The organism is Romboutsia sp. BSD2780061687b_171204_C1, assembly GCF_015560225.1.
GTDB lineage: Bacteria > Bacillota > Clostridia > Peptostreptococcales > Peptostreptococcaceae > Romboutsia_C > Romboutsia_C hominis.
The window spans coordinates 57,564-75,645 of the sequence record NZ_JADMRK010000001.1 but is presented as its reverse complement, the minus strand read 5'-3'; the positions used below and the strand labels follow the sequence as shown (position 1 = coordinate 75,645).

Below are 18,082 nucleotides of genomic sequence, written 5' to 3'. Positions count from 1 at the left end.
TTGGAGGTTAGTAAATGAAGAAAATTTTATCAATTTTGGCATCCTTGATGATTATACTCTCACAAATTTTAGGAGCTACTAATGAGGCTTTTGCTCAGGATAAAAAGCCTGACCTTACAGCAGAATATGCAGTATTAATGGACTATGAGACTGGAAAGGTTTTATACAATAAAAATGGACATTCCAGAATATATCCTGCATCAACTACTAAGGCATGGACAGCTTATGTAGTTATAAAGCACGTATCTGATTTAAGTTCAATGGTAACAATAAAAAACTTACCACCTATAGATGGATCTAGTATGTACTTAAAAAATGGAGAATCTTTTACAGTTAAGCAATTATTACAAGCTCTTTTAATACATTCTTCTAATGATGCTGCCTTTGTTTTAGCCAAATATGTTAGCGGTTCTGTGGACAAATTTGTAGACCTTATGAATAAGGAAGCTAAAGCTATTGGAGCTGAAGGTACTCATTTTAACAATCCACACGGTTTACCAGATGAAAAGCACTGGACTACAGCTTATGATATGGCTTTAATGGCCAGACAAGCTATGAGTAATGATGTCTTTAGAGATATCGTTAACACTAAATCTATAAAGTTTGAACCAAATGAGGCTTATCCTCATGAAAGATATTTTATAAATACTAATAAATTTTTAACATCTAATGAGAAAATAGACTACAAGGGTGAAAAAATCGATATTAAATATGATATAGTTGATGGTATTAAGACTGGTTATACAGATGATGCTGGTAGATGTCTTTTAAGTAGTGCTGTAAAAAACGATATGAGATTTATAGCTGCTGTTTTTAAAGCTGTTGGAAATGATTTATATCTAGATTCTAGAACACTACTAGATTATGGCTTTGATAACTTCTCTAATACTACTGTTATTGATAAATCTGACTATATAAAACATAAAAAAGTAATTTTTAGTAAACAAGGAGAATTAATTTACGAACCTGAATATAGTTATAAAGTAGTTCTTCCTAAGGGTACTAAAGATGGAATATATACTACAAAAGTTAAATTAGATGATATTAGTTTACCTATAAAAAAAGGGGACAAAGTTGGTGAACTAGAAGTTTATAATAAAAATAAACTAGAAACTACTATCAACCTTGTAGCTACAGATGATGTCAATAGCATTTTTAGCTTTATAACAGAAAATAAAATCATAATGACAATAATAAAAGTTGTATTGTTAATTGGAATTATTGCTTTTGTATTATTTATAACTATGAGAAGAAAATCAAATAAAAATAGACGTTATGCAAGTATCTATTCAAATAAAAACAAAAAATATAAAAGAAGAAGATAAGAGTAGCAATTTATTGCTGCTCTTTTATTTTGTGTAACATTTGTTACAGACAAGTTTTAACTTTTAAGTTATAATGTATTTTTTAATATATTAAATTATTGGAGGTTTATTATGAGCTGTGGATGTTCAAACATGGATAAAAATAACGGTAGAAATGTAGTAGATTTAGTTAGAAGTAAAGGTAAAGGAGATTTTCCTCTAAGAACTACTCATGATATAGAATGTGTTAATTGTAGTAAAGTATTTACAATGACTACTCATGTAGACAAATGCCCTCATTGCAACATGGTTTATGGAGTTACACCTTGTAGTTCTATGGATAAAAATAATATAAAGCCAGCTGGTGTAAATTATTAATCATTTTAACAAATTAAGTTTTTCAAAGAAGTTACTTTTTATATTTTAAGTAGCTTCTTTATTTTTACTTATATAAAAAGAGCTGTTCTCTATGAGATACAGCTCTTATATATTATCCAAATATTTTCTTAGTTAAAGAACATCCTGTGCAAGTAGCAGCAACTCCACCTAATGCAGTTTCTCTTAACTCCATTGGAAGTGTTTTACCTACTTTGTACATTGCTTCAACAGTTTCATCAAATGGTACTATGTTTAATATTCCAGCTAAAACTAATTCAGCAGATATTAAAGCATTAGCAACACCTATAGCATTTCTTCCTTGGCAAGGCGCTTCAACAAGTCCTGCTATTGGGTCACATATAAGTCCCATAACATTTTGTAAACAGTGAGATGCAGCATGAATAGCTTGTTCAGGTTTTCCACCCATCATTTCAACTACACCAGCAGCAGCCATAGCAGCAGCAGCACCAGTTTCAGCTTGACATCCACCTTCTGCACCAGCAACTGTAGCATTTCTAGTTATTATAGCTCCTATTGCTGAAGCTGTAAATAATGCATCTACCATTTGCTCATCAGTAAATCCATATTCTTTACCTATTGTAACAACAGCTCCTGGAAGTATACCACAAGAACCTGCTGTAGGTGCAGCAACTATTAGACCCATAGAAGCATTAATTTCCATAGTACCCATTGCAGCAACCATAGCTTTATTCATTAATTCTCCACATACACTTCTAGATGAATTTCTATAATTAGTTAATTTCTTAGCTTCTCCACCTATAAGTCCACCCATAGACTTTATATCTTCTTCAACAGCTCTTTCAGTAGCTGCTTTCATTATGCTTAAGCTATACATCATTTTTTCTCTTATTTCTTCTTTAGATAAACCTGACATCTCAGCTTCTCTTTCTAAACATAATTGATGTATAGGCATATTTAACTCTTTACATTTTTCTAATAATTCTGCTCCACTTGTAAAGTTATATTTCATTTTTTCGTCTCTCCTTACTCATTAGAATTTGTCTAAAACTACAACCTTAGCTATTACTTCAAACTTTCTTAATTGCTCAACTAAATCTTGTTCTAATTTTTCATCTGTTTCTATAGTAACAAATGTAAACTCAGATTTAGCTGGCTTATTTGTTGATATTGTTGATATATTTTTATTGTTATGAGCAAGTAATCCTGTTACAAACGATACTGCACCTGGGATATCTTTTATTTCTAGTACTACTGCAGCCTTTGAACCATTAAAATCAAGAGCTAATCCATCCATTTCTGTAAGTTTTATGTTACCTCCACCTATAGAAGCACCCATTACAGTTGACTTTGATCCATCTTCTAAAAGCATTTCCATTTTAACAGTGTTAGGATGTACGTTTTCTCCTAAATCAGTTTTGATAAATTCAAACTTAATACCAGCTTCTTCTGCTAATTTGAAAGAATCTTTTATTCTAGCATCATCAGTCTCAAATCCTAATATCCCACCTACTAATGCTTTATCAGTTCCATGTCCTTTGTATGTTTCTGCAAAAGAACCATGTAACAAGAATTTAACTTCCTTTATACGTTTTCCTGCTATCTTCGAAGCAGTTTTCCCTAGTCTAGCTGCTCCTGCTGTATGAGAACTAGATGGTCCTATCATGTTTGGTCCTACGACATCAAATACACTATAATCCTTAGCCATTGTATTACCTCTTTCTCCTAAAAGTCTTAATTAAAATTTTTTGATTTTAATTGCATTGCATATTAGTATTAATTTTAAATAGCTTAATATTATTATTTATCCAAAACTATCTTATATACATATTTATATCCTTAAATAAATGTATATAAACTAGTTTCTCATAAAATTCAATTTAAAATTTAATCCATTGATAATATTTTATTTAAATTCGTCATATTTTGTCAAGAAGGAAAGCAAAAAAAACTTTTTTGACTATATAATTTTATTTTGTAATTAAATATTTTTTTAACAAACTTTCCTATAAATTACAAAATGACCAGATTTAATCTGGTCATTTTAGTAATTTTTGGTAAAATATTATTTTACAGCTATTACTTCTATTTCAACTTTAACATCTTTTGGTAATCTTGCAACTTCTACACAAGCTCTTGCAGGCTTGCTTTCACCGAAGAATTCAGCATAAACTTCATTTATTTGAGCGAATTCGTTCATGTCTTTTATAAATACTGTAGTCTTAACTACATCTGCAAAGTCATATCCAGCTTCTGTTAATATAGCTTTTATGTTTGTTAATGATTGAGCTGCTTGAGCTTTAACATCTCCTTCAACTATTTCCATAGTTTCTGGTACAAAAGGAACTTGTCCAGATACAAATAACATATTTCCAGCTTTAACAGCTTGTGAGTATGGTCCTATAGCTTTAGGAGCATTATTTGTGTGTATTACTTCGTGTTTCATTTTAAATTCCTCCTTATACATTAACTATATGTATTTAGTATTAGTCTTTCGATACTATTATACTACTATATTTATATTTGTACACATATTTTTTTAAGCAGGGTTACAAATATACTATATTTTTATTTGTAAACACCTGCTTTTAGTATATTTTTTAAAATTACATTTCTACTATATCAAATCCAGCACTTGTTACTGCATCTTTTATTTCTTTTATATGATCTTCTGATACAGTTTCTACAACTAGCTCAGCAGATTGTTTTCCTAGAGTACTTCCCATTGCTAATCTAGATATATTAGCTGCTAATATATTTCCATTTTTTTCACTTATTATCTTAGTTAATTCAGCAAGTCCGCCTGGCTTATCTTGTATTACAGTATTGAATGAGTATCTTCTTCCTTCTGTAGCTAATGCTGTTCCTATAACTCTATATAAAGTGTTAACGTCTACGTTACCACCAGATATTACACAAACAACGTTTTCATCTTTAGCTGGAACATACTTTCCACTTACCATTGCTGCTGTACTTACTGCCCCTGCACCTTCTGCTATAACTTTTTGATTTTCCATTAAGAATAAAATCCCTTGTGCTATTTCTTCTTCAGTTACAACTATAACATCATCAACTAATTCTTTTATTATTTCAAATGTTAAATCTCCTGGTGTTTTAACTGCTATACCATCAGCTATTGTAGTATCATTGAAAGCTGTAGTTACTTCACCATTTTTCATAGATTCCTTCATTGAAGGTACGTTAGAAGTTTGAACCCCTATAATTTTTACATTTGGGTTTAAAGCTTTAGCAGCTACTGCTATACCAGCTATTATTCCCCCTCCACCGATTGGACATAATATAGTGTCTACTTTATTGTCTAATTGCTCAAATATTTCAAGAGCTATTGTTCCTTGTCCTGCTATTACATATTTATCATTAAATGGATGTAAGAATGTTGCTCCAGTTTCTTTTTGTATTTCAACAGCTTTTGCATATGCATCATCATATACTATTCCGTTTAAAACAACTTCTGCTCCATATCCTTTAGTCGCTGTTACCTTTGCAAGTGGTGCTGTTGCTGGCATAACTATTGTTGCCTTTATTCCAGTCATCTTTGCTCCTAAAGCAACTCCTTGTGCATGGTTTCCTGCACTTGAAGCTATAACACCGTTTGCCTTCTCTTCATCAGTTAAGTTAGCTATTTTGTTACAAGCCCCTCTTAATTTAAAAGATCCTGTTTTTTGTAAGTTTTCGCACTTATAGAAAACATTTGCCCCAGTCTTAGCACTTAGCTTAGCACTTTCTAATAAATCTGTTTTTTTAACTATATCTTTTATAGTTTCTCTAGCTTGTTGTACATCTTGTAAAGTAACTTTTGTCATCGTATAAGTCTCCCTCTTATTAGTAATTTTTGTAATCACCCTTTAACAATTATTATTCTATACTCTTTTTTTACAAAATGCAACAGGAAATCGCTATTTCATAATTTTTTAATTTTTCTAAAAAAGTGACACAATTACTATTTTCTCCTTTATTAATTAAGAGTATACCTTTGTTACACCTTATTTTTTTAACTTGTATACATTATATTTTACTATATATTTGATACCATTTTATTTTAAAATTTTTTTAAATAATTTTAATTTATTTAGGATTTTATTGTATAAGTTTATTTCTTTTATATTATCCCTAAGCGTAAAAAAGAGGTAGCTTAGCTACCTCTTAAAAACTATTTAACAACTATGTTAACTAACTTCTTAGGAACAGCTATAACTTTAACTACAGTTTTACCTTCCACTAAAGCTTTTATTTTTTCGTCTTCCATTGCTACTTTTTCCATATCCTCTCTAGATATATTAGTAGCAACACTTAATTTTCCTCTAACTTTTCCATTAATTTGAACTACTATTTCAACTTCATCTTTAACTAATGCAGTTTCATCATATTCTGGCCAAGATATATCAAATATACTTCCTTCTTTACCTATCATTGCCCATAATTCTTCTCCAATATGAGGAGCAAATGGTGAAAGTATAGTAACTATTGTATCTACACCTTCTTTTATAACAGCATCATTTCTAGCTTCTAATTCTTTGTATTTATACATTTCATTTACTAATTCCATTAATGCTGATATAGCAGTATTAAATCCAAACTTTTCATTAAGGTCTTCTGTAACTTTCTTTAAAGTTGCATTTATTGTGTATCTCATAGCCTTATCTTCTTTAGTTAATTCACCTAGAGAAACATCCTTCTTAGCTACATCTGCTAATTCATCTATTAGTCTATATACTCTATTTAAGAATCTAAAGCATCCTTCAACACCTTGATCTGACCATTCTAAATCTCTTTCTGGTGGTGCAGCAAATAATACGAATAATCTAGCCGTATCTACTCCGTATTCTTTTATTATTTCTGATGGTGCTACAACATTTCCTTTAGATTTACTCATCTTAGCTCCATCTTTTAAAACCATACCTTGAGTTAATAAGTTCTTAAATGGTTCTTTAAAATCTAACATTCCCATTTCATTAAATGCTTTAACAAAGAATCTTGAGTAAAGAAGATGAAGGATTGCATGTTCTACTCCACCTATATACTGGTCAACTGGCATCCAATTGTTAACTGCTTCTTTATTAAATGGCTCTTCAGTATTTTTAGGATCTATGTATCTTAAATAATACCAAGAAGAATCAACGAAAGTATCCATTGTGTCAACTTCTCTTCTAGCTGGCTTTCGACAACAAGGACAAGCAGCATCCATAAATGTTTTTGAAGTTGTAAGTGGAGATTCACCTTTACCTGTAAATTCAACATCTGTAGGTAATAATATAGGTAAATTTTCTTTCTTTTCAGGAACTATACCACATTCATCACAGTATACTACAGGTATTGGACATCCCCAATATCTTTGTCTTGAAAGTAACCAGTCTCTTAATCTATAATTAACTGTTTTCTTACCTCTTCCCATTTCTTCTATTTTTTCAATTATAGCTTCAAAAGCTTTTGAAGCTTCCATTCCATTAAATTCACCAGAGTTTACCATTATATTTTCTTCATTTATAACTTCAACTACTGGTAATTCATATTTAGCTGCAAATTCTCCATCTCTTTCATCATGAGCTGGTACTGCCATAACTGCACCTGTTCCATAATCTGCAAGAACATAGTTAGCTATCCATAACTGAACTTTCTCTCCATTTACAGGATTTATAACGTGCTTACCTATAAATAATCCTTCTTTTTCTACATCACTTGAAGTTCTTTCTATTTCAGTCATAGTATGCATTTTAGCTACGAAAGCATCCACAGCCTTTTCGTATTCTGTTCCTGCTACTAATTCTTTTACTAGCTCATGTTCAGGAGCTAAAACCATATAAGAAACCCCATAAACTGTATCTGGTCTAGTTGTAAATACCGTTATAGTTTTATCACTTCCATCTATATCAAAAGTTATTTCAGCTCCAGTACTCTTTCCTATCCAGTTCTTTTGCATTGTTTTAACTTTTTCAGGCCATCCATCTAAAGTGTCTAAGTCTTGAAGTAATTCTTCTGCAAAGTGAGTAGTCTTGAAATACCATTGTTCTAGATCTTTCTTTATAACGATAGAATCACATCTTTCACATGCACCTTGAACAACTTGTTCATTAGCAAGAACTGTTTCGCAAGATGGACACCAGTTAACAAAAGATTTTTTCTTATATGCTAATCCATGTTCTAAGAACTTTAAGAATATCTCTTGTGTAAATTTATAGTACTCTGGTGTAGAAGTTGCTACTTCTCTATCCCAGTCAAAGCTAAGACCTAATGTCTTAAATTGCTTTCTCATATCTTCTATGTTTTCCATAGTCCATTTATCTGGATGTATCCCATGCTTTATAGCTGCATTTTCCGCTGGAAGTCCAAATGAATCCCATCCCATAGGATGAAGTACATTGTATCCTTGCATTTTTTTAAATCTAGCTACTACATCACCTATAGAGTAGTTTCTAACATGACCCATATGTAATTTTCCTGATGGATAAGGGAACATTTCTAATGCATAATATTTTGGTTTTGTTGTATCATTTGTATCTGTTTTGTATTGGTTGTTTTCTTCCCAAGTTTTTTGCCATTTGGCTTCAACTTCATTTGGCTTATAAACACTCATTTTAATCCTCCTATTATTTTTATAATATTAAAAAATCCCCGTCTCTAAACATAATGTTTAGGGACGAGGATATATTTTCGCGGTACCACCCTAATTAGTCTATAAATAGACTCTCTTAGATAGTTTTTATGCCAACTACGGCTAAATAGATACTTCTAGCAAGTTCAAAGGTATATTTTACTAGTTTTCACCTACCACTAGCTCTCTGAAAAAACATATTCTTTTACTACTCTAGTCTATTTAATTATTTTTAGTTATAATAGTTTATATTATCACCTTTATGCTAATGTGTCAACATCAACATATGGAGCATCTTTCCATAATTTTTCTAGATTATAGAATGATCTATCTTCTTCATTAAATATATGAACCATTATATCGCCATAATCTAAAAGTATCCAAGTTTGAGATTCGTATCCTTCTTTTCCTCTTGGTTCTATACCAATCTTTGTAAGTTCATCTTCTACATTATCAGCTATTGCCTTTACTTGTCTTTGAGATCCTGCTGTTGCAACTATGAAGTATTCACATAAACTTGAAACAGCTCCTATATTTATTATAGATATATCTTGACCTAACTTATCATCTATTGCATCATATGCAATCTTAGTGATTTGTTCTACTGTCATATTATTTCCTACCTTTCTAAAATTAAACATATTTTTATATTATATCATAAATTGCGATTTAAATATATTACTATTTATTGCTTCTATTCTCTAGCATATAGTTTCTTGCTTTTATAGTTTTTTCATGTATCATTTGATTGTTATCTATAACAAATTTTATAGTATTATTAAAAGACAACAACAATGCTTCGTCTAAATTGCCACCATATACAAGTTCTCTTAATTTTTCCACACCATTAAAGTTTCTATCTTCTTCTATTAAGTCAGCTATATATATTATTTTTTCAAGAAGTGACATATTTTCTCTTCCTGTAGTATGAAATCTTACAGCTCTTATAACATCTTCATTTTCTATATTATATTCATATTTACATATATATGAACCTATTATACTATGAGACAATGCTAAACTATTTTTTTCTAATTTATCTAGTTTTATATCATATTTTTTAACATAAAATTTGACATCCTCATCACTTAAGTATTTTGCACAATCATGAACAATTCCTGCTAAATAAGCCATATCTTTATCATATCCGTAAATTTCGCTAAGTTTTACTGCACAATTGGCTACATTCTCAGAATGTCTATATCTTTTTTCTGGTAACATATTTCTTACTTTATCTTTTATATCATTGTAATTCATTTTTAATCTCCATTATTATATAGTTTCTTACATTCTATATACTCTCTAACTTCTTCTGGTACTAAATATCTTATAGATCCATTATTTTTTAATTTTTCTCTTATATAAGTAGATGATATATCTAAAGATGGTACATATACCTCTATAATATTTGCACTATATTTTTTTCTTAAATCATTTATTTTTTCTTTAGTACTAGCTTTGCTTATGCCCGGTCTTGTAGCTGCTATAAATGTTGCTAATCTAAAATTTTCTTCTACATTTTTCCAAGTTTCTATATCACAAATTGCATCTGCCCCTGTTATAAAATATATATCTATTGAGTCGTATTCTTTTTTCATATCCCTAAGCGTATCTATGGTATAAGTTCTTTTATCTCTTATAATTTCCATATCTGATACTATGAAATCTTCATTGCTCATGGTTGCTAACTTTACCATTTCATATCTATCATATTTGTTTACAATGGTATTTTTTTTATGTGGTGGATTGCCCGATGGTATAAATATTATTTTATCTAGTTTATATTTATCCCTAATAAATTCAGCAGTTGCTAAATGTGCAGAATGAATTGGATCAAAAGTTCCCCCCATAATTCCAACTTTTGTACCTTTATATGTTTTGTTAAACTTTCCTAGTTTTGTCCTATTTATCTCCTCTGCTTTCTCAACTAGATTACTAGTAATCATTTTTACTCTCCTTTATATATTTATACTATTATTTTATCATTTTTTTTATAATATTAAAGATTATAAATCATATTTTAGTGTATACTTATATTTATATAATTATAAAGGAGTTTAAATATGGCTATAATTACTAAAATAGAGGCACAAAAAAGGAATACTGACAGAGTAAATATTTATGTAAATGATGAATTTTTCATGGCTATATTTACTGAATTAGTATATACATTCAGTCTAAAAAAAGGTATGGCTATAGATGAAAATGACTTAAAATCTATACTTAAAGAAGAGATGTATATAAAAGCTAAAACAAAAGCTCTAAATATTTTATCTAAAGCAGATCAATCAGAAAATAAAATAAGAGAAAAGCTTTCAAATGACTTTGAAGAAGATACTATTGATTTAGTTATAGAATTTTTACAAAAAAATAATTTTATAAATGATGAAATTTTAGCTCAAAAAATAGTCAATACAAATGTTAATTTAAATAAATATGGTAAAAATAAAATTAGGCAAAATCTATATAACAAAGGTATAGATAAAGATTCTATAGAGCAAGCTATATCTAGCTTAGATCAAGATAAAGAACTTGAAAATGCTATGTATTTAGCCAAAAAAAGATATGATAGGATAAAAAACGACGATAAACATAAAATATATCAAAAAATTTATCAACATTTAGCTTATAAAGGCTTTAGTTATGATATTATTAAACGTGTACTAAATAAATTACTAAACGTTGATGAATACGATATGTAGTTTTAGGAGGATTTACTTTGAGCGAGGTTAAAAGAATATTAATAGGTGCTATAAGCCTAGGAATAGGTATATATAATCTTATTCAACTATATAGACAAGATAGCCTTAGATAAAATGGATTATAAATTTATAATCCATTTTTTGCTATAAATCTTAAAGTTTATACTTTATTTAAATTAATATATATTTTTTATCTATAAATATTTCTTTTTGCTACAGCAAATACTATTTCCTGGGTAATTAATTATATAAAAACTATTTTATGAGGAGTTTATAATGATTGATTTAATTTTACTTGGATGCGGAGGGAATCTCCCTACCCCTAATAGATATTTATCTTCTCTTTTTATAAATTACAATGGTAGTAAAATATTAATAGATTGTGGTGAAGGTACTCAAATATCTATGAAAATGAAAAATTGCGGATTTAAAAACCTCGATCTAATTCTTATAACACATTTACACGGGGATCACTTTAACGGATTACCTGGCCTTTTATCTACTATTGGTAATAGTGGCCGTACTGATGACCTAACTATAGTTGGCCCAGTTGGTATAAAGGAATATATAAATGCTGTTATGGTTTTAATTGAATACATACCTTATAAATTAAATATTATAGAAAATCCTAAAAATACTTTTTCCCTAGACCATGATATATTAAAAGACATTGAAATCTCAACTATGGAACTTGACCATTCTAGAGAATGTCTCGGATATAGTTTATATTTTAAGAGAAGGCCTAAATTTAATAAAGAAAAGGCAATTAGTAATAATGTTCCTATTATACTTTGGCAAAAACTTCAATCTGGAAAAAATATTGTATATAACGAGGTAGAATATACTCCTTCTATGGTGCTAGGAGATAATAGAAAGGGAATTAAAGTTAGTTTTATTACAGATACTAGACCTTTACTATCTATACCAGAATTTATAAAGGATAGTAATTTGTTTGTATGTGAGGGTATGTATGGTGATGATATGGATATTTCAAAAGCTGTTAAAAATCATCATATGACCTTTAGAGAAGCTGCAAACCTTGCTAGATTAGGAAATGTAGACAAGCTTATTTTAACTCATTTTAGCCCTTCTCTTGAAGACCCATATATATATTTAAATAATACTACTAGTATTTTTAAAAATACAATTATAGGAGAAGATAGATTAAGCTTTAATTTAAACTTTAAAGATTAATTATCAAAACGTATTATATTAATATTACATTAAAAATAGGTTATTAAGCATAATAAGCATACCTAATAACCTATTTTTAATCATTTATCGATATTAAGTTACTATTTAGCCACATTTCCTGCTACGTTTAGTACATCCCAAGTTCTAGCAAATGGAGGTGCATAACATAAATCTAACATACCTAATTGATTAGTTGTTAATTTAGCAAATACTGCTGTTGCTATTACATTAGTTCTTTGAACTGCATCTTTAAATCCAACAACTTGTCCACCTAATATAACCTTTGTTTTTGCATCATATACTAACTTGACATATATCTTATTTCTACCTGGGTAGTAATTAGTTTGGTTAAAATCAGATATAAACTTAACTTTAAAGTCTAATCCAAGCTTTTGTGCTTGTACTTCTGTAAGTCCTGTAGAACCTGCTTCCATGTCCATAACTTTAATACAACTTGATCCTAAAGAACCTTGGAACTTATTATTAGCTCCAGCTAAATTTTCTCCAACTATTCTTCCTAATTTATTGGCTCCTGTCGCTAATGGAACATAAGAATCTTGTCCGCTTACTATATTTTTTATAGTAGCACAATCTCCAGCTGCATATATATCTTCTATAGAAGATTTTCCATATTCATCAACTATTATTGCTCCATTAGGTAACATATTTATACCTGTATCTTTTATAAAATCAGTAGCTGGTCTAGCTCCAGTAGCTATTATAACTACATCAGCTTTTATTTCACCTTTATTAGTTATAACTTTTTCTACTTTAGTTTGTCCAACAAGTTCTGCTGCAAGTTCTTCTAATCTTAAATCAACATTATGTTTTTTAATTTCCTCTTCTAAAACATCAGTCATTTCTTTATCAAATACATTCTCAAGTATTCTACTTGTAGATTGAATTACTGTTACATTTTTACCTAATTTTTTAGCAGCTTCAACAGCTTCTAGACCTATAAATCCAGCCCCTATTATAACTACATCTTTATTTTCTTCTTTATTTAATAATTCTTTTACTTTTATTCCATCTGCCATGCTCTTTAATGTAGATACGTTTTCTAGCTGTACATTCTTTATAGGTGGTATTACACTATATGCACCTGTTGCTACCATTAACTTGTCGTAAGAATCTTCAAATTCAACACCAGTTTCTAAGTTTTTAACTATAACCTTTTTGTTTATTGCATCGACTTTTACTACTTCATGATGTATATTTAAGTCTATTCCAGTTTCTCTAAACTTTTCTGGACTTCTTGCTATCATATTGTTAGGGTCATCAAAAAATCCTCCAACAAAATATGGCAATCCACAAGCTCCAAATGATACAACTTCTCCCTTTTCATATACCACAACTTCATAATCTGGTTTAATTCTTTTAAGTTTTGCAGCCGCACTCATTCCAGCCGCAACTGCACCAATTATTATAACTCTCATTTTTGCCTCCTAAATTGCAGTCATTTTATATTTTATAATTAAGTTAGTATTTTGCCTTACTTTTTATACCATTCTTAGTTATTATATTAACATTATTTTTTGTAAAAATCTATATACTTCATTATAATATAAAATCTTTTTTATAAAAAATAACCATCTAAAATAGATGGTTATTTTACTAACTTATTTTCTAAATGCCTTTTTAGTAGGCTTTCCTTTTTTAGTCATATTTTCTGGCTTAACCTTTGGTTTAGCTGGTTCTTGACCTGGGAAGAATATCTTTGGTTCTTCTTGATTTTTTCTATATATTGTAAATTTATATCCTATAGCTTGTACAAATTCCGCTCTTAAAGCTTCACATACAGCATTAGCAGTTTCTTTAGCATCTAATCCTGCATTATCAAGTATAGTTACTTTAACTATTTCTCTAACTCTTAACATATCATCTAATTGTTCTAAGAAACTCTCTGTAACACCATCTTTACCTATTTGAGTAACAGGCTTTAAAGTGTTAGCTATTGATCTTAAGTATGCTCTTTGCTTACCTTTTAACATTTTGTCACCTCTTAATTTTTAATTGTAGAATTCAAATTCTAATTCATATATTCTAACAGTATCTCCATCTTCTATTCCCATCTCTCTTAGTCTATCAAAAACACCTTCGCCTTCCATAGCCTTTTGGAAATATTGGATAGATTCCATATCATCAAAGTTAACAGAGTACATTATTCTTCTTAGTGCCTTACCAGTAACAACATACACTCCGTCTTCTATTTCTATGTTTAAACCTTCTTCTTCTGTATTATCAAGTTCTGGCTTATACATTTCTTCTTCTGTGAATAACTCTATTTCTTCAACATCTCTTAGTATCTCAGAAACATATGCTATTACATCATCTACACCCTCTCTAGTAGCAGCAGACATTTTAAATACTTTATACCCTCTGCCTTCTAAGTTGTTTTTAAATTCTTCAAATACACTTTCATCTTCAAGTATATCTATTTTATTAGCAACAACAATTTGTGGTCTAGTTGATAATTTTTCATTGTATAACTTAAGTTCATCATTTATCTTATCAAAATCTTCTAATGCATCTCTACCTTCTAGTCCTGATATATCAACTATATGTATTAATACTTTAGTTCTTTCAACATGTCTTAAGAAGTCGTGTCCAAGACCAACTCCTTCAGCAGCTCCCTCTATAAGACCTGGTATATCTGCTAACACAAAACTATCACCAAATTTAGTTTGAACAACACCTAAGTTTGGTGTTAATGTTGTAAAGTGATAGTTTGCTATTTTTGGCTTAGCCTTAGTAACTACTGATAAAAAAGTAGATTTTCCTACGTTAGGGAATCCTAGTAACCCAACATCAGCTATCATTTTAAGCTCAAGAGTTACCCATCTTTCTTCTCCATCTGTACCAGATTTAGCAAAAGCTGGAGCTTGTCTTACTGAGTTACCAAAGTGTTGGTTCCCTTTTCCACCTCTACCACCTTTAGCTATTACAGCTCTATCTCCCTCTTCTTTTAAATCCGCTAATATAAGTCCTGTAGCTTCATCTCTAACTACAGTACCTGCAGGAACTTTAAGAATTAAATCCTCTCCATTTTTACCTGCTTTTCTTTTTTTACTTCCGTCTCCACCGTTTTCTGCAGCATATTTTCTCTGATATTTGAAATCCATTAATGTTCTAAGACCTAAGTCAACTTCAAATATAACACTTGCACCGCGTCCACCGTCTCCTCCATCTGGTCCACCAGCTGGAACATATTTTTCTCTTCTAAAAGATACCGATCCGTTACCACCGTTCCCGGCCTTAATAAAAATTCTCGCTCTATCTATAAACAAATTAATCACCTACTTGATCGACCTTCAATTAATTTAATTAGGGTCTTTTTGATTATTTTTCCCGATTTAACTGACTTTAATCAGTAAAATATCTATCTACAAGAAAAAGGAGTGCATTAACACTCCTTTTTTAAGTATTACTCAGCTATAGATACTGGGTATACACTTACTTTCTTTCTCTTCTTATCTTTTCTTTCGAATTTAACAGCACCGTCAACTAATGCAAATAAAGTGTCATCTCCACCTTTACCTACGTTAGTTCCTGGATGTATCTTAGTTCCTCTTTGTCTTACTATTATACTACCAGCAGTAACTACTTGTCCGTCAAATCTCTTAACACCTAATCTCTTAGATATAGAATCTCTACCGTTCTTAGAAGATCCTACCCCTTTCTTAGATGCAAGTAACTGTAAGTTCATGTTTAACATTTGGAGTCACCCCCTACTTTTTTAAGATTTTTATGTTTTTGGGATATTCCCTTTTAATTCCTTCAATAGCTAATTGAAAATGATTTAATAATAGTTGAGAATCATTTAGATGTTTATCTTTAACTATACACTCTATATGACCTTCTTGACCTACTACTTTTTCAAATTCAACTTTAACAAGCTTGTCTAAAGAATTTATGACTGCAATTGCATTAGATGTTACTGCAGAACATACTATATCATAGCCTATTTCAGCGAAATCAGCATGACCTTTTAGACAAAAGCCTTTCATTAAGAAATCATCGTTGTAATAATATTTAACTTTAATCATTACTATTCACTAATTAAGCGTTTATTTTTTCAACAACTATCTTAGTGTATGGTTGACGATGTCCTTGCTTTCTTCTGTAGTCTTTCTTAGCTTTGTACTTGTAAACTACAACTTTCTTAGCTTTACCTTGCTCAACAACTTTTGCTTGAACAGAAGCACCTTCAACAACTGGAGCTCCAACTACTAACTCTCCGTCTTTAGTGCAAGCTAATACTTCGTTTAAAGTAACCACATCACCTTCGTTAGCTTCTAACTTTTCAACGAATAATACATCACCTTCAGCAACTTTATATTGCTTTCCACCTGTTTTAACTATAGCGTACATTAAATACACCTCCTCGGTCTCAAACTCGCCATACAGGTACTTCAGTAAGAAGTTTTAAACCTGTTCTGTGCGGCATTACATTTATTAATATTACTACGTTATTATACATTTGTCAACTAACTATTATAAATTATATTCACTTTTTCTATATTAATTTCAGGTAAACCTTTTAACTCAAGATTTATACTATATTTTTTACTTATACTTTTAATTATATCCTCAAAATTTTTATTTATATCTTCATATACTTTTTTATTAATTTCAATTGTTATATTGTTATATGATGTATGTTCTTTAATTCTCATAGTTTCTTTTTCTATATTATCTATTATAGTTTTGGTAGATATAACAAAAGAGTCGCCCTTGCATAAATTGCACTCATCTAAATAATAATTATATATAGGGTCTTTTTCTCTTCTTCTTGCTATCTCAACTAAACCTAATTTTGTCATCCCTAATACCTTAGATTTTCTTTTATCTTTACTTAATTCTTCTTCTAGTACCTTTATAAGTTCTCTTTTTTGACTTTCTTTTTCCATATCTATAAAATCAATTATAATTATTCCAGATATATCTCTAATTTTTATTTGTCTAGCTATTTCTATAGCTGCTTCTAAATTAGTTTTATATATTGTGTCTCTTAGTTTTATATTGCCTATATTTTTTCCCGTATTTACATCTATAACCGTTAAAGCTTCAGTTTTTTCTATTATTAAGTATCCACCACTACTTAACCATACTTTTTTATTAAGACACTTTTGTATTTGAGAATTTACATTGTATATATCAAATACATCTTTATTTTTTTCTAATATAATTTTGCCTACATATTTTTTATCTATAGATTTTAATAGTTCTTTTAATTCATTATACTTTTTTTCATCATTTGTAACTATTTTACCTAAATCTTCACTTATATAATCTTTAATGTATTTACTTGCAAAATCCAATGATTTATAAAGCAGCTTAGGTCCTATTCCTAATTTAAATTCTTTTAAGATTAAATCATATTGACTTTTTAAGTTTTCTATGTCCTCTTTTAAATCTTCTAAGCTACATCCTACTGCTTCTGTTCTTATAATTATACCTGTATTGTCTTTAATAATTGATTTAGCTAGCTTCTTTAATCTAAATCTTTCTTTCTCATCTGTTATTTTGTTAGACATAGTTATTCTATCATTTGACGGTATATAAACTATATATCTTCCAGATAAACTTATTTCAAGATTTAATTTGGCTCCTTTATTTCCTATCTCTTCTTTATTTACTTGAACCATTATTTCTTGCCCTGCTTTTATATTGTCTTCTTTTTTTAATTGAAGGTATGCAAGTCTATCGAAACCTATGTCTACAAAACATGCTTCTATTCCTGGCAATACTTTTTTTACTATACCTCTATATATATTAGAGACTTTTTTGTTCTTTTTATTGTCCTCTATATATACCTCACTTAATTTATTGTCTTCAAGTACAGCCACTTTCTCAGATGATATAAGAGATTCTATTATTATATCCTTCATACTTCACTCCTAATAAATCAATAA

Annotated in this window: 19 protein-coding genes and 1 other annotated feature; of the genes, 4 read left to right on the top strand and 15 right to left on the bottom strand. The window is 29.5% G+C overall.

Annotated features, from left to right (window positions below; translation table 11 throughout):
* Nucleotides 1-14: 14 nt before the first annotated feature.
* Nucleotides 15-1,325, top strand: a complete 1,311-nt coding sequence (locus I2H23_RS00420; protein ID WP_166504901.1) for a D-alanyl-D-alanine carboxypeptidase family protein — start codon at nt 15-17, stop codon at nt 1,323-1,325.
* A 111-nt stretch (nt 1,326-1,436) separates the two neighbouring features.
* Nucleotides 1,437-1,682 (top strand): hypothetical protein, encoded by a 246-nt coding sequence (locus I2H23_RS00415; protein WP_092927211.1) that lies wholly within the window; start codon nt 1,437-1,439, stop codon nt 1,680-1,682.
* A gap of 112 nt (nt 1,683-1,794) precedes the next feature.
* On the opposite strand, the gene sdaAA is transcribed toward I2H23_RS00415, so the two are convergent.
* From sdaAA to nadD, 8 genes are all read right to left on the bottom strand, one after another.
* Complete coding sequence (gene sdaAA / locus I2H23_RS00410) at nt 1,795-2,673, bottom strand: L-serine ammonia-lyase, iron-sulfur-dependent, subunit alpha (RefSeq protein ID WP_092927213.1); 879 nt, start codon at nt 2,671-2,673, stop codon at nt 1,795-1,797.
* Nucleotides 2,674-2,694: 21 nt separating this feature from the next.
* Nucleotides 2,695-3,369 (bottom strand): L-serine ammonia-lyase, iron-sulfur-dependent subunit beta, encoded by a 675-nt coding sequence (gene sdaAB, locus I2H23_RS00405; protein WP_092927215.1) that lies wholly within the window; start codon nt 3,367-3,369, stop codon nt 2,695-2,697.
* A 357-nt stretch (nt 3,370-3,726) separates the two neighbouring features.
* Nucleotides 3,727-4,107 (bottom strand): RidA family protein, encoded by a 381-nt coding sequence (locus I2H23_RS00400; RefSeq protein ID WP_092927217.1) that lies wholly within the window; start codon nt 4,105-4,107, stop codon nt 3,727-3,729.
* 160 nt (nt 4,108-4,267) lie between these two features.
* Nucleotides 4,268-5,485 carry a threonine ammonia-lyase gene (gene ilvA / locus I2H23_RS00395; protein ID WP_092927219.1) on the bottom strand — a complete coding sequence of 406 codons (1,218 nt, stop codon included), beginning with the start codon at nt 5,483-5,485 and terminating at the stop codon, nt 4,268-4,270.
* Nucleotides 5,486-5,832: 347 nt separating this feature from the next.
* Nucleotides 5,833-8,253, bottom strand: a complete 2,421-nt coding sequence (gene leuS, locus I2H23_RS00390) for a leucine--tRNA ligase (protein WP_195580843.1) — start codon at nt 8,251-8,253, stop codon at nt 5,833-5,835.
* A 56-nt stretch (nt 8,254-8,309) separates the two neighbouring features.
* Nucleotides 8,310-8,502: a binding site (T-box leader), on the bottom strand.
* A gap of 29 nt (nt 8,503-8,531) precedes the next feature.
* On the bottom strand, nt 8,532-8,882 hold the full coding sequence (gene rsfS / locus I2H23_RS00385) for a ribosome silencing factor (protein WP_092927223.1): 351 nt from the start codon (nt 8,880-8,882) through the stop codon (nt 8,532-8,534).
* A 70-nt stretch (nt 8,883-8,952) separates the two neighbouring features.
* Nucleotides 8,953-9,528, bottom strand: a complete 576-nt coding sequence (gene yqeK, locus I2H23_RS00380) for a bis(5'-nucleosyl)-tetraphosphatase (symmetrical) YqeK (RefSeq protein WP_195580842.1) — start codon at nt 9,526-9,528, stop codon at nt 8,953-8,955.
* A gap of 2 nt (nt 9,529-9,530) precedes the next feature.
* A complete protein-coding gene (nadD, locus tag I2H23_RS00375) occupies nt 9,531-10,217 on the bottom strand; it encodes a nicotinate-nucleotide adenylyltransferase (RefSeq protein WP_092927227.1) in 687 nt (228 codons plus the stop codon).
* Between the two features lie 117 nt (nt 10,218-10,334).
* On the opposite strand from nadD, the gene recX reads away from it, so the two are divergent.
* Together recX and I2H23_RS00365 are read left to right on the top strand one after the other, a co-directional pair.
* On the top strand, nt 10,335-10,973 hold the full coding sequence (gene recX / locus I2H23_RS00370; RefSeq protein WP_195580841.1) for a recombination regulator RecX: 639 nt from the start codon (nt 10,335-10,337) through the stop codon (nt 10,971-10,973).
* 276 nt (nt 10,974-11,249) lie between these two features.
* Nucleotides 11,250-12,167, top strand: a complete 918-nt coding sequence (locus I2H23_RS00365) for a ribonuclease Z (protein ID WP_195580840.1) — start codon at nt 11,250-11,252, stop codon at nt 12,165-12,167.
* 101 nt (nt 12,168-12,268) lie between these two features.
* Here I2H23_RS00365 and I2H23_RS00360 read toward each other — a convergent pair whose 3' ends face one another.
* The 7 genes from I2H23_RS00360 to I2H23_RS00330 all read right to left on the bottom strand — a co-directional run bounded on the left by I2H23_RS00360 (nt 12,269) and on the right by I2H23_RS00330 (nt 18,058).
* Nucleotides 12,269-13,603, bottom strand: a complete 1,335-nt coding sequence (locus I2H23_RS00360) for a CoA-disulfide reductase (RefSeq protein WP_195580839.1) — start codon at nt 13,601-13,603, stop codon at nt 12,269-12,271.
* Nucleotides 13,604-13,786: 183 nt separating this feature from the next.
* The gene (locus I2H23_RS00355) at nt 13,787-14,158 is read right to left on the bottom strand and encodes a YhbY family RNA-binding protein (RefSeq protein ID WP_092927234.1); all 372 of its coding nucleotides are present in this window, start codon (nt 14,156-14,158) and stop codon (nt 13,787-13,789) included.
* An 18-nt stretch (nt 14,159-14,176) separates the two neighbouring features.
* Nucleotides 14,177-15,454: a GTPase ObgE gene (obgE, locus tag I2H23_RS00350; RefSeq protein WP_092927236.1), complete on the bottom strand. Its 1,278-nt coding sequence runs from the start codon at nt 15,452-15,454 to the stop codon at nt 14,177-14,179.
* Between the two features lie 137 nt (nt 15,455-15,591).
* The gene (gene rpmA, locus I2H23_RS00345; RefSeq protein ID WP_071121257.1) at nt 15,592-15,882 is read right to left on the bottom strand and encodes a 50S ribosomal protein L27; all 291 of its coding nucleotides are present in this window, start codon (nt 15,880-15,882) and stop codon (nt 15,592-15,594) included.
* Between the two features lie 13 nt (nt 15,883-15,895).
* Nucleotides 15,896-16,213 carry a ribosomal-processing cysteine protease Prp gene (locus I2H23_RS00340; protein WP_092927238.1) on the bottom strand — a complete coding sequence of 106 codons (318 nt, stop codon included), beginning with the start codon at nt 16,211-16,213 and terminating at the stop codon, nt 15,896-15,898.
* Between the two features lie 13 nt (nt 16,214-16,226).
* Nucleotides 16,227-16,538 (bottom strand): 50S ribosomal protein L21, encoded by a 312-nt coding sequence (gene rplU, locus I2H23_RS00335; RefSeq protein ID WP_092927240.1) that lies wholly within the window; start codon nt 16,536-16,538, stop codon nt 16,227-16,229.
* A 116-nt stretch (nt 16,539-16,654) separates the two neighbouring features.
* On the bottom strand, nt 16,655-18,058 hold the full coding sequence (locus I2H23_RS00330; protein WP_195580838.1) for an Rne/Rng family ribonuclease: 1,404 nt from the start codon (nt 18,056-18,058) through the stop codon (nt 16,655-16,657).
* Between the last annotated feature and the right edge of the window lie 24 nt (nt 18,059-18,082).

Coding starts and splice junctions, on each gene's coding strand:
- nadD (WP_092927227.1), bottom strand. CDS start 10,217: ATGATTACTAGTAATCTAGTTGAGAAAGCAGAGGAGATAAATAGGACA.
- I2H23_RS00340 (WP_092927238.1), bottom strand. CDS start 16,213: ATGATTAAAGTTAAATATTATTACAACGATGATTTCTTAATGAAAGGC.
- I2H23_RS00415 (WP_092927211.1), top strand. CDS start 1,437: ATGAGCTGTGGATGTTCAAACATGGATAAAAATAACGGTAGAAATGTA.
- I2H23_RS00400 (WP_092927217.1), bottom strand. CDS start 4,107: ATGAAACACGAAGTAATACACACAAATAATGCTCCTAAAGCTATAGGA.
- I2H23_RS00360 (WP_195580839.1), bottom strand. CDS start 13,603: ATGAGAGTTATAATAATTGGTGCAGTTGCGGCTGGAATGAGTGCGGCT.
- recX (WP_195580841.1), top strand. CDS start 10,335: ATGGCTATAATTACTAAAATAGAGGCACAAAAAAGGAATACTGACAGA.
- rsfS (WP_092927223.1), bottom strand. CDS start 8,882: ATGACAGTAGAACAAATCACTAAGATTGCATATGATGCAATAGATGAT.
- I2H23_RS00365 (WP_195580840.1), top strand. CDS start 11,250: ATGATTGATTTAATTTTACTTGGATGCGGAGGGAATCTCCCTACCCCT.
- rplU (WP_092927240.1), bottom strand. CDS start 16,538: ATGTACGCTATAGTTAAAACAGGTGGAAAGCAATATAAAGTTGCTGAA.
- rpmA (WP_071121257.1), bottom strand. CDS start 15,882: ATGTTAAACATGAACTTACAGTTACTTGCATCTAAGAAAGGGGTAGGA.
- sdaAA (WP_092927213.1), bottom strand. CDS start 2,673: ATGAAATATAACTTTACAAGTGGAGCAGAATTATTAGAAAAATGTAAA.
- sdaAB (WP_092927215.1), bottom strand. CDS start 3,369: ATGGCTAAGGATTATAGTGTATTTGATGTCGTAGGACCAAACATGATA.
- leuS (WP_195580843.1), bottom strand. CDS start 8,253: ATGAGTGTTTATAAGCCAAATGAAGTTGAAGCCAAATGGCAAAAAACT.
- ilvA (WP_092927219.1), bottom strand. CDS start 5,485: ATGACAAAAGTTACTTTACAAGATGTACAACAAGCTAGAGAAACTATA.
- I2H23_RS00420 (WP_166504901.1), top strand. CDS start 15: ATGAAGAAAATTTTATCAATTTTGGCATCCTTGATGATTATACTCTCA.
- I2H23_RS00330 (WP_195580838.1), bottom strand. CDS start 18,058: ATGAAGGATATAATAATAGAATCTCTTATATCATCTGAGAAAGTGGCT.
- I2H23_RS00355 (WP_092927234.1), bottom strand. CDS start 14,158: ATGTTAAAAGGTAAGCAAAGAGCATACTTAAGATCAATAGCTAACACT.
- yqeK (WP_195580842.1), bottom strand. CDS start 9,528: ATGAATTACAATGATATAAAAGATAAAGTAAGAAATATGTTACCAGAA.